At 27.4% G+C, this 15,308-nt stretch carries 12 protein-coding genes and 1 riboswitch; of the genes, 3 read left to right on the top strand and 9 right to left on the bottom strand.

All coding sequences use genetic code 11. The features are described from left to right. Positions 1-62: 62 nt before the first annotated feature. On the bottom strand, positions 63-1,439 hold the full coding sequence (locus tag KGF38_RS03090; protein WP_074179656.1) for an NCS2 family permease: 1,377 nt from the start codon (positions 1,437-1,439) through the stop codon (positions 63-65). 93 nt (positions 1,440-1,532) lie between these two features. Continuing rightward, positions 1,533-1,635, bottom strand: a riboswitch (purine riboswitch). A gap of 387 nt (positions 1,636-2,022) precedes the next feature. On the opposite strand from KGF38_RS03090, the gene KGF38_RS03085 reads away from it, so the two are divergent. Then, positions 2,023-3,417 (top strand): SLC13 family permease, encoded by a 1,395-nt coding sequence (locus KGF38_RS03085; RefSeq protein ID WP_054270574.1) that lies wholly within the window; start codon positions 2,023-2,025, stop codon positions 3,415-3,417. 123 nt (positions 3,418-3,540) lie between these two features. Here the strand turns inward: KGF38_RS03085 and fsa are convergent, their stop codons facing one another. Next, the gene (gene fsa / locus KGF38_RS03080) at positions 3,541-4,215 is read right to left on the bottom strand and encodes a fructose-6-phosphate aldolase (RefSeq protein ID WP_054276903.1); all 675 of its coding nucleotides are present in this window, start codon (positions 4,213-4,215) and stop codon (positions 3,541-3,543) included. Positions 4,216-4,487: 272 nt separating this feature from the next. On the opposite strand from fsa, the gene KGF38_RS03075 reads away from it, so the two are divergent. Next, complete coding sequence (locus KGF38_RS03075) at positions 4,488-5,252, top strand: DeoR/GlpR family DNA-binding transcription regulator (protein ID WP_054270576.1); 765 nt, start codon at positions 4,488-4,490, stop codon at positions 5,250-5,252. 212 nt (positions 5,253-5,464) lie between these two features. Here the strand turns inward: KGF38_RS03075 and KGF38_RS03070 are convergent, their stop codons facing one another. The 6 genes from KGF38_RS03070 to KGF38_RS03045 all read right to left on the bottom strand — a co-directional run bounded on the left by KGF38_RS03070 (position 5,465) and on the right by KGF38_RS03045 (position 11,563). Continuing rightward, positions 5,465-5,686, bottom strand: a complete 222-nt coding sequence (locus KGF38_RS03070; protein WP_054270577.1) for a hypothetical protein — start codon at positions 5,684-5,686, stop codon at positions 5,465-5,467. 409 nt (positions 5,687-6,095) lie between these two features. Beyond that, positions 6,096-7,373, bottom strand: coding sequence for a sensor histidine kinase (locus KGF38_RS03065; RefSeq protein ID WP_054270578.1), 1,278 nt, complete (start codon positions 7,371-7,373; stop codon positions 6,096-6,098). Next, positions 7,357-8,025 (bottom strand): response regulator transcription factor, encoded by a 669-nt coding sequence (locus KGF38_RS03060; protein ID WP_003424455.1) that lies wholly within the window; start codon positions 8,023-8,025, stop codon positions 7,357-7,359. Before KGF38_RS03060 ends, KGF38_RS03065 begins: the two co-directional genes overlap by 17 nt. Before the next feature lie 159 nt (positions 8,026-8,184). Then, positions 8,185-10,683, bottom strand: a complete 2,499-nt coding sequence (locus KGF38_RS03055; RefSeq protein WP_074179654.1) for a heavy metal translocating P-type ATPase — start codon at positions 10,681-10,683, stop codon at positions 8,185-8,187. A 300-nt stretch (positions 10,684-10,983) separates the two neighbouring features. Beyond that, the gene (locus KGF38_RS03050) at positions 10,984-11,175 is read right to left on the bottom strand and encodes a hypothetical protein (RefSeq protein ID WP_003424459.1); all 192 of its coding nucleotides are present in this window, start codon (positions 11,173-11,175) and stop codon (positions 10,984-10,986) included. Between the two features lie 145 nt (positions 11,176-11,320). Further along, on the bottom strand, positions 11,321-11,563 hold the full coding sequence (locus tag KGF38_RS03045; RefSeq protein WP_021384973.1) for a hypothetical protein: 243 nt from the start codon (positions 11,561-11,563) through the stop codon (positions 11,321-11,323). A gap of 210 nt (positions 11,564-11,773) precedes the next feature. On the opposite strand from KGF38_RS03045, the gene typA reads away from it, so the two are divergent. Then, complete coding sequence (gene typA, locus KGF38_RS03040; RefSeq protein WP_054270580.1) at positions 11,774-13,597, top strand: translational GTPase TypA; 1,824 nt, start codon at positions 11,774-11,776, stop codon at positions 13,595-13,597. An 87-nt stretch (positions 13,598-13,684) separates the two neighbouring features. Here typA and trxB read toward each other — a convergent pair whose 3' ends face one another. After that, positions 13,685-14,593 carry a thioredoxin-disulfide reductase gene (gene trxB / locus KGF38_RS03035; RefSeq protein ID WP_054270581.1) on the bottom strand — a complete coding sequence of 303 codons (909 nt, stop codon included), beginning with the start codon at positions 14,591-14,593 and terminating at the stop codon, positions 13,685-13,687. Between the last annotated feature and the right edge of the window lie 715 nt (positions 14,594-15,308).

Here is a 15,308-nt window from a genome sequence, read left to right as displayed (position 1 = left end):
TTAAAACATGTTAGAAATTACAGCTCTTTATTTTATTAAATTAATTTTTTAAATAATATTCATTATAAAAGCCAAAGTTTTATTATAAATAATATAGCCAAGACAATCATTACTATAGAAACATGCTTCTTATCTTCTGCTTTTTTAGTTCCAAATATATTGTAAAATACATTTACGAAAACATAAGTTAATATACCTAAAGTTAAACCATCACCTATACTATAAGTTAATGCCATACAAGCAATAGTAACAAATGCTGGAACACCTTCAGTTATATTGTCAAACTCTATATCCTTAACTGTACCAAGCATTAAATATCCAACATATATTAAAGCTGGTGCTGTAGCACATGATGGAATTGCTATAAATACAGGAGAGAAAAACATTGCAGCTAAGAATAAAATCCCAACTGTAACTGCTGTCCATCCAGTTCTTCCACCTGCAATAACTCCTGTTGAACTTTCAACATAAGTTGTAACTGTAGACACTCCAAGTCCTGCACCTACTGTAGTTGCAACTGCGTCTGTAAGTAAAGCTCTTCCTACATTAGGAACATTTCCTTTTTCATCTAGCATGTTTGCTTTAGAACAAACACCTACTAATGTACCAACTGTATCAAAGAAATCAACAAATAAAAATGTGCAAACTACTACTAAAAATCCACCTATATTCGTTGGATGTAATACATATCCTAAATCTATTTTACCTGCTATTGGTGCTAAACTTTCAAATTTAAATACTCCACCAGGTAAATATATCCCTAGTTTTTGTGCATACTCTGGATTCATAAAAGCAAATCCCCAAGCAAGTAATGAACTTACTACTATTCCAAAAAGTATAGAACCTTTAACTCTTTTTTTATCTAATACAGCAATAATTACTAATCCTATACAAGTTATTATTACTGCTGGTGTAAATCTACCCATTTTGATAAGAGTAGCTTGATCTCCAATAACAATTCCGCTATTTACTAAACCTATAAGTGCAATAAATATACCAATACCACCTGTAACAGCTAATTTCATATTTTTTGGTATTGCATTTACAACAGCCTCACGAACTCCACTTACTGATAAAACTATAAAAATAATACCTTCTACAAATACTGCTGTAAGAGCCACTTCCCAAGGAACACCCATTTGTAAAACTACTGTGTATGCAAAAAATGCATTAAGACCCATACCTGATGCCAAAGCAAAAGGAAGATTTGCAACTACACCCATTAAAATACATCCAAATGCTGCTGCTAAACATGTCCCTGTAACAAGTGCACCAGCTGGCATACCTGTCTCAGATAAAATATTTGGATTTACAGCTATTATATAAGCCATAGTTAAAAAAGTAGTTACTCCTGCAATGACTTCTTTTTTCATATCAACATTTTTATTAGTCAAAATTGGAAAAAGTTTCTGCATGGTACTACTGTTTGTTGTTTGCATAACAACACCTCCTATTAAATTTTACAAAAAAACGACACAGTAATTGATAAGCTGAGCCGTATCCTTCATAATTCAGTTAATTAAATATTTAATTAACTAAATAATAGTATACATAGTCAGAATATTTACGGTATTCCGGTAGAAACTTATGACCCATATTGTCAAAATTATATGTTATACAATCCAAAACATTATTTTTTCTTTACGAATATTATTTTAATTTATATAATTAATTTTGTCAATATATACGTATATATTATACTGATTTTGTATTAATATTCGATTATATTAAGTATTAATTTCTCTTATCCCGATTATAATTATATTCTTTACATTTTCGAAAAATATATGATATTTTAATACAATTTATTTATAGTTGAAATATAAAGCTTACTCTAAGATTATATTATAATGAATTGATAAATTTTTTATTTTTAAAAAACAAAGTGAAGAATTTAACTATATGCCATAAAGGGTATTAAAAAATTAAAGTTATTGTAAATCATATAATCAATGAATAATCTTTTGATAAAATGTATTTACCTCCATTATGATATAATAAATTATGGAGGTGAATATAAAAATGGGTATTATTCTTAAGCCAAAAAAATTTTATATGACTATTATAGCTACAATAATTCTGTACTTTTCTCTTAATTACAGTTTTAATATAAAATTTTCTATATGCTTATCTTTTTTAACCATCTTAATTTGGGCTATAGACTCTGTTGAAAAAACTGTAGTTGCATTATTTTTCGTAATTCTAGCATTTATTTTTAACATTGCACCCTTAAATGTAATTTTACAATTTTTATTTACAGAAAATTTTTATATAATAGTCCTTGCCTACATAATTACTAATGCAGTTACAAAGACAGGTGTTGCAAGGATTATTTCTGAAAAATTAATTTTAAATATTGTTAACACTCCTAAAAAAATGATTCTTTTATCATATATTTTAGGTATATTGTTAATATTTTTTATTCCACAACCATTCCCAAGGGTCATTTTGGTATCAGCTTTTTACAAAGAGTTTTTAAAAGAACAAAAAATAACTGAAGATTCAAAATCTATACTTTTATTTAGCATATTTACAGCATCTACCTTTACATCTATGTTTTTTATAAATGGAGATACCCTTTTAAACTACGTTGTATTAGAACTTGGAAACTGTAATATAAATTGGGGTCAATGGGCTTTTTATATGTCTGTTCCAACTATAATTACTTGTCTTGTAACTTATTTTTTATTTATTTTTATTTTTAAAAAAGAATTATCTTCAATAGAATTTATTTCTAACAAAAATCTTGATTCTAATAAATTTCAATTTTCATATTCTAATTTTAAAATGGAGTTTAATTTATTGAATAAGGAACAAAAATACACTTTTTTATGCCTAGGAATAATGTTTTTTATGTTTTTGACCCAGTTTATACATAACATAAACACTCTAATCATAATGTCAATTTGTGTACTTCTTTTATTATTAAGAAAAATAATTGGATTCAATACTTTAAAAGAAATAAACTGGAAAGTCCTTATTTTTTTCGTAGCGGCATTTTCAATTGGAGGAGTATTAAAGTACTCTGGAGTTGTAGATATAATGGGAAATTATTTGATAAAGTTTATACCACACTCTTCAGAAATTATTTCAATCTTATTTTTAATAACTCTAACAATAGTATTGAATATATGTCTTGGAAGTGCTGTTACTACATCATCTGTGGTAATACCATTGCTTGGAAGTTTGCACATACTAAAAGAAAATAGCATTACATTATGCCTATTTGTCTATATCATAGTAAGTATACAATACATACTACCATTCCATCATGCAACAATAATGGTTGGACACGGTGAAAATCTGTATAATAGCAAGGTTATTTTTAAGTATGGTTTAACTTTAATTCCTTTAACTTATTTTATAATAATATGTGTGACATTCCCCTGGTGGAGATTCATAGGTTTAGAAATCTAAAAAGATGAAAATATGAATTAACTTAAAATAATAGCTTAAATTATTAAAAATAATTCATATTTTCATCTTTTAATACAAGTCTACTTGCATAATTAGGCATAAAACCACTTTTTAATTATAATGCTAGATATTATTTGTTTTACTACCTTTTCCAAAAGTATTCTCCCAATCTTCTATAAACTTATCTACACTCCAGTCTGTCAATGGATGATTCATCATAGCCTTACAAATATCGTATGGTACTGTAACACTATGTACTCCATTTTGCATTAATTCTATAACTTGTTGTGCATTTTTAAAACTTGCAGCAAGTACTTTTGTGTCCATTTTATATGTATCTATTATTTTTATAAGCTCTGAAACCATAGATACTCCATCGCCAGATATATTATCAAGTCTATTTACATAAGGCGCGATATAGTTTGCTCCAGCTTTTGCAGCCAAAAAACCTTGATGTGCTGTAAATATTGCAGTAGCAGTTATTTTTATCCCTTTTTTATGAAGGTCTTTTATAGCTCTTAAACCATCTTGTGTTACAGGTATTTTTACATATATGTTTTTTCTCAAACTACTTATATATAATGCCTCTTCTAATATTTCTTCATACTTTTTACTTAACACTTGAGCATGTATAGGCATATCCTCACCTATAATTTCACCAATCTCATTTATGAGTTGCTTAAAATTCTTTTTTTCTTTTGAGACAATACTTGGATTTGTAGTTACACCATCTATTGGTAAACAAGTACATAATTCCTTAATCTCCTCTACATTACCTGTATCTAAGATTAGTTGCATTAAAATATCCCCCTTTAGTTTTTATTTATTCTTATTATATATTGATTTGGTATTATTTTCAATAATTTTGTTATTGTTTTTTCTTTTTTATTATTGTTTTACTTTTCTTTTTAATTTTATAATCTCTTTATTTATTAAATTCTAAATATATAATTATCAAAAATATACTTTTTATATTAAATTAATTTTGTATTCCATGTTAAAATAGTTGATATATGGTATTTTATCTTATAATATTTACTATAATACTACATTAGGAAAAGAGGTAAAAAATGTTTGCAGAAGAAAGGATTCAAGCTATATTAAATATCCTAAAAAAAGAAGGTAGAGTTACTGTAAAAGAACTCAGTTCTAAATTTAACGTTACAGAAGATTGTATAAGAAAAGACTTAAAAAATATAGAAAAAATCTCTTCAATACGAAGAATTTATGGTGGAGCTGTATTAGCCAGAGAAACCTTAGAAAACCAAGATACAAAAGATAGAAAAGAAATCAACATTCCAACAAAGAAAATAATAGCAGAGAAAGCATTTAATCTAATTACAGATAGAGAAACTATATTTTTAGACATCTCTACAATTAATATTTTACTGGCAAAACTTCTAGCTGAAAGTAATAAAAAGGTGACACTAGTGACAAATATGTTGGACATACTAAATGTAGTTACTTCAAGACCAAATAATTTAAATATAATCTCTACTGGAGGTTTATTAAATCTTAGTCTTGATGGATTTGTTGGTACTCCAACTATAGACTTTATATCAAAATATAAATTTGACAAGACCTTTATGGGTAGTTGTGGTGTGGATGTATTTAACTCTTCACTTACAACTTTTGAAATTGAAGATGGGCTTACAAAAAAAGCTATAATAAATTCAAGTAAGAAAGTATTTATAGTTATGGAAGATAAAAAATTTAAATTTGATGGAAACTTTAAATTTGCTCACTTAGAAGATATTAGTTCTATAATTACAGAAAAATCTCCTACTCCTGATATAGTAAACACTTTATCCGAATTTAATGTAAATGTTTTATAAACTCAATTACACACTTTATAGATTTACTTATAAATATAAATTATTATTTTATAAAGAAGCTTAAAAAACCTAATTTTCTAATAATTATTTTATAATTGAATTTAGTGGTTAAAACTAATTTGAAATAGACTTTCTAAATCTAATACAGTTATTTTTAGAAAGTCTATTTCTTTAACAAACAATTTAATACTATTATACACTATATATAAATCTTATTTCATTTCATCTTTCATTTGCTTTTCTATTTCTTTAGCAAATTTTTTTTGCTCGTATCTTTCCATCATTTCATCTTTTTTCATTTCTAAGTTTACCATAGCACCTTGTGCATCATCTTTTAAATCCTCAGCAGTATTCTTCATTACATAAGCTGTCTTTTTAACACCGTCTTTTATATCTTCTTTCATATTTTTCATGTCTCTTTTTAATCTATCCATCAAAACTACCTCCTCTGTAAATATAATATTTTCTATATTTATTTTTCCCAAAGTACATATATTTATTTGCAATATCACTTATAATTTTTAAGTCATTAAATGTAATTTAATAGTGCTTAAATATATAAATTTCGATAGATTAAATATTTCTTGTTTCAAAATAAAAATAACATCAAACATAAACTATATGCTCGATGTTATTTTCTAAATTCACAATAACTTAATTGTTGGGATTACTATAATGATGACTTATATGGAGGATGTAATAAAATCTCATCATTATAGTTTGGTGTATTCTATGGTTTAAAACTTTTTTTATTTATATTTATATAATACATTTTTAGTATGAATTTTTTATGATTTTAGAATGAACTATTATTGAAACTTCTATATTATTTATTCAAACAAATCAATTTTTAAATTCGACTGTAAATACTACAGAGTTTTCTTTATTTTTTATACTATAATCAAATCCATGACTTTTAAAAATTTGACTGACTATATAAAGTCCAAGTCCACTTCCTCCAGTTTTTCGTGAACGAGATTTTTCTATTCTATAAAACGGATTAAATATTTCTTCTAAATAACGTTTCTCTATAGTTACACCAGTATTTTCAATTTCTAAGATTACCCTTTGATTAGAAGTCTTTTTATTTATACGTTTATTTTTATCATAAAGTCTAATTATAAGCTCTGAACCTTCAGGAGAATATTTTATGGCATTATTTATTATATTATTAATTGCCTTAGTTATTCTTTCTTGGTCTGCTTTTACTTCTAGATTTTCCTCTATTTTTAAAATAGTTTTCATATGTTTTTCTTCTATTAAAAATACTTGTCTTTTTACCAATCTATTTAAAAGTTCGCTTATATTTATTGATACAAGCTTCAAATCTTTTTCAAGTATCTCTGATTTTGAAACTTCTATCATTTCATTTACTAAATCTTTTAATTCTTGTGTACATTCATATGATTTTTTCAGATAAGTATCCCTATCTTTATACTTACCTACACTATAAATCATCCCTTCAATTTGACCACTTATTATGGTTATTGGAGTTTTTAGTTCATGTGATATTGTGGCGACAAAATCCTTTCTCCTATATTCTTGTTCTCTCTCACTCTCTATTATATTTATCAGAGGTTTTGTTATTACAATCGAATATATATAGGCTCCAATAATTGCTATTAATATCGCTATTGATATGATGTATGGCATTAACTTTCTTATAACTTCGTTTGCTTCATCAATTGGCTGTAATGGCATAACGAGTTCCAAAGTATATGGCCCATCTTTTGCATCTTTAGTATATATAGGTATAGATGTTCTATATTCATCCTCAATGCTATTAATCATGTACTTACTGTATCTTAAAATAACTACTTCATTTTTACCATATACGATTTTTCCTTGACTATCTTTTAATAAAATAGCAAGATTTTGGTCTTTAGCCATATAATAAAGTCTTTCTTCTAGAGTATACGTATCAAAATGAATCGAACTATCTACTAAAGACTTTAAACTTTCTTGAAGAGACTCAATTTTATACTCATGATAATATGATGGCAATAAAAAATATAAAATTAAATATATTATTAAAGCTAATGCTATTAATAATGATGTCGTTATAGAAAATAACTTATACTTTATGCTTAACTTTTCCCACTTATCAAATATCCTTCTCAAGTGTATATCCTATCCCTTTTACAGTTTTAATATATGGTAATGATATTTTTTTTCTTATATTTTTTATATGTGCATCTACAATCCTAGTATCTCCATAATAGTCATAACCCCATATACTATCTAAAAGACCTTCTCTAGTTATAACCTGTGGATACTTTTCTATTAGAGCTTTCAATATATTAAACTCTTTTAGTGTAAGCTCTATAGGTTCTCCATCTATCTCAGCTATATATGTGTTTAAATCTAACTTTAATTTTTCAAAAACTATAAATTTATCATTTATAGTTTTGTTACTTCTTCTCAAAATAGCTTCTACTCTTTTTATAAGAAGATTAAATGAAAATGGCTTTGTTATATAGTCATCACATTCTAGGTCAAAGCCTTTAAGTTGGTCCCCTTCATCATTCAAAGCAGTCAAAAATATAATTGGAACACTTGATGATTTTCTTATCATTTTACAGACCCCATAACCATCTAGATTTGGCATCATTATATCTAATATAACTAAATCATAACTTCCTTGTTTAAACTTTTGTATACCTTCCAACCCATCATTGGCTGTATCAACTTGATAACCTTCTGCACTTAAAAATTCTGATATTAATTCTTGTATATTTGAATCATCTTCAATTACAAGTATTGACGAGTTCATTCTATCAATCCTTTCTATTTTATTTGAAATTTCCTACATTACTTATATTTTATATCATTGTTGTGAATTTTACATGAAAAAAGAGCTATCTTAATTTGTAAATTAATTCTTTTAATTTAAAGATAGCTCTTTTTTATACATTTTATTTAACTTTTTAATCTAATCTCTTTTATATGGTTTGAAATTTTTAAGTCTAAGTGCATTTGAAACAACTGAAACTGAACTTAAACTCATAGCCGCTGCTGCAATCATGGGATTTAACAAAGGTCCTCCAAATATATACAATAATCCTGCTGCTACAGGTATACCAATCGTATTGTATCCAAATGCCCAAAATAGGTTTTGTTTTATGTTTTTTATAGTCTCATGACTAAGTTTAATTGCTGTTGGAACATCCATCAAGTCACTCTTCATAAGTACTATATCTGCAGACTCAATTGCTACATCAGTTCCACTTCCTATTGCTATACCTATATTTGCTTTTGCAAGGGCTGGAGCATCATTTATTCCATCTCCTACCATTGCAACAAAGTTGCCTTGGTTTTGTAATTTTTCAACTTCTTTAGACTTGTCTTCTGGTAATACTTCTGCTAACACCATATCTATACCTACTTGACTTGCTATAGCATTTGCAGTTTTTACATTATCTCCAGTTACCATTGCAACTTTTATTCCCATATCATGAAGGATTTCTATTGCTTTTTTACTACTTTCTTTAACTACATCTGCTACTGCAATTATTCCTGCCAACTTTCCATCTACAGCTATATACATAGGTGTTTTACCTTGGCTTGCCAACTCATTAGATTTTTCTTCTAAATCTTCAAGAAGAATATTATTATCATTCATAAGTTTTTTATTTCCAAGTAATATATTTTCTTTATTGATAATAACTTGTATACCAGCACCTGGTATAGCTTTAAAGTCGTCAACTTTTTCCAATTTTATATTCTCTTCTTCACCATATCTTACTATTGCTTCACCAAGAGGATGTTCTGAACCTTTTTCTGCACTTGAAGCAATCTTAATAAGATATTCTTCTTCTACATTATTTAATACAATATCTGTTACCTTTGGTTTTCCTTCTGTTATTGTTCCTGTTTTATCAAATATTACTGTATTTACTTTATGTGCAGATTCTAATGCTTCTCCACCTTTTATCAATATACCATTTTCTGCGCCTTTTCCAGTCCCAACCATTATAGCAGTTGGTGTTGCTAATCCTAGTGCACAAGGACAAGCAATTACAAGCACTGATATAAAGATAGTAAGTACAAAGACTATATCTTTTCCACCTACTAAAAACCACAATAATGATGCCACTACTGCTATTGAAATTACTATTGGTACAAAATATCCAGACACAGTATCTGCAAGTTTGGCAATAGGTGCCTTTGTACCTTGAGCATCTTCAACTAATTTTATTATTTGAGCAAGAGCTGTGTCTCCACCGATTTTTTCAGCCTTAAACTTAATAACTCCATTTTTATTTATACTAGCTCCTGTAACTTTACTTCCAACATTCTTTTCTACTGGTATACTTTCTCCTGTAAGCATAGATTCATCAACTGATGTATATCCCTCTATTACGACACCATCTACTGGTATCTTAGTACCTGGCTTTACTAATATTATATCTCCAATTCCTACTTCTTCTATAGGAGTCTCTACTTCTTTACCATCCACTAATACTATTGCAGTTTTTGGTTGTAATCCCATAAGTTTTTTAATTGCTTCTGATGTTTTTCCTTTTGATTTTGATTCTAAATATTTGCCAAGTAAAATAAGTGCTATTATTATTCCTGCACTTTCATAATATAACTGATGATGGTGCATACCTTGAATTTGTCCATTTGCTATTTGTATTGTTGTATATAAACTATACAAAAATGCTGCTAATGTACCAATTGCAACTAAAGAATCCATATTAGGGCTTAAAGAAAAAAGTGCTTTAAATCCATTTATATAAAATTTATATCCAGCTATCATTACTGGTATTACTAAAATCAGCTGAATTAATGCATAATTCAAAGTATTCGTCATAGGGTTTATAATCTCTGGCAAAGGCCATGGCCCTATAGGCTTTATTATCATAGGTCCCATTGCTATATAAAACAATGGAACTGCAAATACTATTGCAACTATAAATTTAACAAATAAAGACTTCATTTCTTTTTCTTTTCTTAATTTATCTTCATCTACATCAACCTTATCTCTTACCTCTTCTATTGGCTTATATCCAGCTTTTTCAATAGCTGCTTTTATTTGAGATAATTTTACCTTTGATGGATTATAATCTATATTAGCTTTATCTGTTGCTATATTTACACTAATGTTCTCTACTCCATCCAATTTCTTTACTACTCTCTCTACTGCTTTTGCACAAGCTGCACATGTCATTCCATCAATTTTCATATCAATTTTTTTATTACTTTCTTCCTTTACAATTCCATATCCAGCTTTTTCTACAACCTGTTTTATATCATCAAAACTAACTTTAGAATTATCATATTCTATTTTAAGTTTTTCAGTAGCTATATTTACACTCTGGTCATATACTCCATCCATTTTCTTGGTTACTCTTTCTACTGCCTTTGCACAGGCTGCACATGTCATACCTGTGATTTTATAACTTTCTACTACTTTATTTGAACTCATAATAAATCCGTCCTTTCTTTTAACATGTTTTCAATCAATTTATAATTTTGCACTTTGATATGTAATCTTGATAAATTATTTATTTAGAAATCTATATTTTTTATTATACCCCCTATAGGTATGCTTAATCAATATTTTTTTATAATTTTTTATAAATAAATTTATTAGTTATATTTATTTGTATTTACTAAAAAAGTATACTCCTAATTAGATATATAAATAAAAATAGAGTATATAAATTGTTTAATGTTTGTACAATTTATATACTCTATTTCTTATAATTTATATTCTATTTATAGTTTATTCCTTACATGCTTCGAAAAATTCTGCTTCTGTTTCTTTTATTTCAAGCTCATTGTCTATTATCCCAACAGCTTCTTTTTTAAATGCTCTACATTGACCTATACAACCAGTCTTCACATTTTCTTCTCCAACTAAAGTTTTTAACTTATTTACATCCACATTTGAACAGTTTGGACATACTCTTATCATATTTAAGTTCCTCCTAATTAATGTCTAATTAATAGTTTTATACCCAAATATAAATTTTATAAAAATCTTTTTTGTTATAAATTATTTCCATAAATTCCATTTTTATCATATTATCAACATTATATAGACATTTTATATATTATTATTACATGTATGGTGGTATCTGTTGTTTTCTTATTATTTCCAATTCTTTAATTTCCAAAGATTTAATTACATTTACTTTGTAGTTTTCTTTAGACTTTATATATAAAACATCTTCTGTCTTTTTACCTTCAATAAATTTATGAGACCATTCTAATAGCTCATCAAAATTACAAATCTCTTCTTTTAAGAAAGTATCACTTTCGCTAGCAAAATACTTAATTATTATTTTTGTTACTTCCAACATATATCATCCTTTGCTTTTTATTAATATTTTCATTTATAAATCTATTATTTGTATATAAAAATTTTTTAAACAAAATAAATTTTTTTAGACAAAACTAGCATTTTTGTTCAATTTGAGCTATATTAATACATTTTAATCTATTTCTCCTTGTACCTAATAATATATTGTGATATAATTAGTAAGTTATTTTAATCGAAGGGAGCAACAAAGATGTCACAAAAACATAAAATTATAAATATCGCAGTTATAGCCCACGTTGATGCTGGAAAGTCAACATTGGTTGATGCGTTCCTTTCTCAAGGTGGTGTTTTTAGAAAGAACGAAGTAGTCAAAGACTGCGTTATGGACAGTAACGACCTTGAAAAAGAAAGAGGCATAACTATATATTCAAAAAACTGTGCAATAAACTATGAAGATTATAAAATAAATATAGTTGATACTCCAGGACATAGCGACTTTTCTTCTGAAGTTGAGCGTGTTATGAAAACTGTTGACACAGTTATTTTATTAGTTGATGCTAGTGAAGGCCCAATGCCTCAAACTAGATTCGTTTTACAAAAATCTTTAGAGTTCGGTTTAAAACCAATATTATTTATAAACAAGATTGATAAAAAAGACCAAAGAGCGGAAGAAGTAGTTAATGAAGTTTTCGATTTATTTGTAGACTTAAATGCAACAGATGAACAATGTGAATTCCCTATAATATATGGTATAGCTAAGCAAGGTATAGCTAAACTTGAAATGGATGATGATAGTGAAGACCTTTCTCCTCTATTTAAAACTATTGTAAATCATGTTGAAGCTTATCCTGATTACGACAATGAACCTTTACAGTTCCAAATATCAGCCCTTGCATATGATGATTATGTAGGTAGACTTGGTATAGGTAGAATTTACAAAGGTACTCTTAAAAGCAATACACAAGTTGCTATATGTAGAGAAGATTCTGTTGTATCTAAAGGAAAAGTATCAAAACTTTCTGTGTATGAAGGTTTAAAACAAGTTGAAGTTGATGAAGCTACTAGTGGAGAAATAGTTGTTATAGCTGGTATACCAGATATATCTATAGGAGAAACTCTATGTGATTTAGATAATCCACTACCTATGGAAATGATAAGAATAGAAGAACCTACTCTTTCAATGAACTTCTTAGTAAATGACTCTCCATTTGTTGGAAAAAGTGGAAAGTTTGTTACAACTAGACATTTAAAAGATAGACTTGAAAAAGAACTTGAAGTGAATGTTGGGCTTAAAGTTGAACCTCTTGAAACTACTGATGGATATAAAGTTTCTGGACGTGGAGAACTTCACTTATCTATACTACTTGAAAATATGAGACGTGAAGGTTATGAAATTGGTGTTTCTAAACCTGAAGTTTTAATGCATAAAGAAGATGGAAAATTAATGGAACCAGTAGAAAGAGTTGTTGTAAACTGTCCTGAAGTTTATTCTGGTACTATTATAAACGAATTGAACTTAAGAAAAGGTATGATGGAATCTATGTCAATAGAAGGAGACTATGTAAAAATAGAATTCTTAGCACCTACTCGTGGTCTTTTAGGATATAGAAGTGAATTTATAAATGCTACTCGTGGAGAAGGTACTCTAGTTCGTTCATTTGAAAAGTTTGAAGAATTCAAAGGAGAGATACCTTCAAGAGGAAATGGTGTTTTAATAGCACAAGGACCTGGTGTTACTATGGGTTATTCTCTTAATGCTTTAAGTGATAGAGCTGTAATGTTTGTAGACCCTGGTGTAGAAGTTTATGAAGGTATGATAATCGGTATGAATTCTAGAAAAGACGACATGGTAGTCAATCCTTGTAAAAATAAAAAAATGAGTAATGTACGTGCTTCTGGTTCAGATGATGCTATAAAACTATCTCCACCTAGAATATTTACTCTTGAAGAAGCTCTAGAATTTATAGAAGATGACGAATTAGTTGAAATCACACCTGATTCTATAAGACTTAGAAAAAGATTCTTAAATGAACATGATAGATTAAGATATAATAAATCTAGACAAGGTAAATAATATATATTTATCTCTAGTTAATAAAATAGCCATACATACTAAAAGATATCTTTCAGTATATATGGCTATTTTTATTTAAAATTTATATTATTCAATATTTATATAATTAGCAGCTTGAACGGCCGCAATTGCTCCATCTGACGCTGCTGTTATTATCTGGCGTAAAAATTTAGTTCTACTATCTCCTGCTACATATACACCTTCTACTGATGTTGTACAAGATTCATCTGAAATTATATATCCACCTTCATCCAAGTCAAGAACATTTTCAAACATTTTATTATTAGGTTTAAGACCTATAGCAATAAAAATGCCACTAACATCTATTGTTCTTTTCTCTTCAGTCTTTAAATTCTTTACTTCTATATTTGATACAGTCTTTTCACCTTCTATTTTTTCTACACCATGATTATAAAGTATCTCAATATTCTTTCTTGCCTTTACAGATTTTTCTAATACTTCTTCACCTCTAAAACTGTCTCTTCTATGAATTAAGTATACCTTTGTACAGTTGTTAGCCAAAAATAAAGCATCTTCTAAAGCAGTATTTCCTCCACCTACTATGGCTACTTCTTTATCTTTAAAAAATGCTCCATCGCACGTAGCACAATAAGATACTCCTCTACCTGTAAATTTTTCTTCTCCCTCACAACCTAATTTACGTCTTTCAACTCCATTTGCAAGAATAACAGCCTTTGCTTTATGCTCACCTGAAGATGTCTTTACAACCTTTATCTTTCCTTCAAGATTTATCTCTTCAACCTCATCAAACTGAATATCAACACCTTGAGCGATAGCTTGATTATATATATTATTAGAAAATTCTACCCCAGAAATCTTTTGAACTGCTGGATAATTTTCTACTTCAGATGTACTTGCAACTTGACCTCCATAAATACTTTTTTCAAATACTGTGACACTTAATCCTGCTCTCATAGCATAAATTGCTGAAGTTAAACCTGCTGGTCCAGCACCAATTACAATAATATCTACCATAACATTTTACCTCTCTTTATATTATTATTTCTTATATATTATTCTCATTATTCTTATACTTTACTATTATTATCCATATATACTATAAACAAAACATTATTTTTTATTAATGTATAAAAAGTTTAATAAACCTTTATTTCGATATAAGGATTGTTTTTTATTAGTTAACTTTATTTTACATATATGTAAAAAAACTGCAAATAAAAGTCACTTTTATTTACAGTTCCTACTCATTTATATAATTTAAAACCTTATTGGTTATCATTTACAGTGTCTTCTAATATATTGTTTTCTGATATATATGATAGAATTGAAAGTCCATACATAACCAAAACTAATGCTGCTGTTATAAGTACTATTCCCATATTTAATACCTCCTTTTGTTTACAGTATACTATTATTATGTGAAATACTTGTGAATTTAATTTGAATATAGCTGTAATTTTATATTAACAATTTCTTCAAATTAAATATTCCTAATTATATACTTTTATTAAGTCAATTGTTATTAATAGTTTAAATATTAACATTATTTACTTATATTTATATCATATACCATATAATTACATTTTTCAAATTAAAGTTTTGTAAACTTTTTTTGTAATATAGTGTAGTATAAAACTGTAATATTACAGAGATGTAACTGTTCCCTCTTGATTAGTTATATTAAAAACAGCTTCATTCCTATGAAAACACAAAATCCTAAGAGTTTAAA

This window comes from Clostridioides sp. ZZV14-6387 (genome assembly GCF_020657835.1).
In the GTDB taxonomy this organism is placed as follows: domain Bacteria; phylum Bacillota; class Clostridia; order Peptostreptococcales; family Peptostreptococcaceae; genus Clostridioides; species Clostridioides difficile_A.
Note: the sequence above shows the minus strand (reverse complement) of the source record. Positions and strands in the feature narration are given on the sequence as shown.

Excerpts from the sequence above, each read along its gene's own strand:
- KGF38_RS03070 (WP_054270577.1), bottom strand. The coding sequence starts at position 5,686 with ATGGATAGATTAAAAAGAGACATGAAAAATATGAAAGAAGATATAAAA.
- KGF38_RS03075 (WP_054270576.1), top strand. The coding sequence starts at position 4,488 with ATGTTTGCAGAAGAAAGGATTCAAGCTATATTAAATATCCTAAAAAAA.
- fsa (WP_054276903.1), bottom strand. The coding sequence starts at position 4,215 with ATGCAACTAATCTTAGATACAGGTAATGTAGAGGAGATTAAGGAATTA.
- KGF38_RS03060 (WP_003424455.1), bottom strand. The coding sequence starts at position 8,025 with ATGAACTCGTCAATACTTGTAATTGAAGATGATTCAAATATACAAGAA.
- KGF38_RS03090 (WP_074179656.1), bottom strand. The coding sequence starts at position 1,439 with ATGCAAACAACAAACAGTAGTACCATGCAGAAACTTTTTCCAATTTTG.
- KGF38_RS03050 (WP_003424459.1), bottom strand. The coding sequence starts at position 11,175 with ATGATAAGAGTATGTCCAAACTGTTCAAATGTGGATGTAAATAAGTTA.
- KGF38_RS03045 (WP_021384973.1), bottom strand. The coding sequence starts at position 11,563 with ATGTTGGAAGTAACAAAAATAATAATTAAGTATTTTGCTAGCGAAAGT.
- KGF38_RS03085 (WP_054270574.1), top strand. The coding sequence starts at position 2,023 with ATGGGTATTATTCTTAAGCCAAAAAAATTTTATATGACTATTATAGCT.
- KGF38_RS03055 (WP_074179654.1), bottom strand. The coding sequence starts at position 10,683 with ATGAGTTCAAATAAAGTAGTAGAAAGTTATAAAATCACAGGTATGACA.
- trxB (WP_054270581.1), bottom strand. The coding sequence starts at position 14,593 with ATGGTAGATATTATTGTAATTGGTGCTGGACCAGCAGGTTTAACTTCA.
- typA (WP_054270580.1), top strand. The coding sequence starts at position 11,774 with ATGTCACAAAAACATAAAATTATAAATATCGCAGTTATAGCCCACGTT.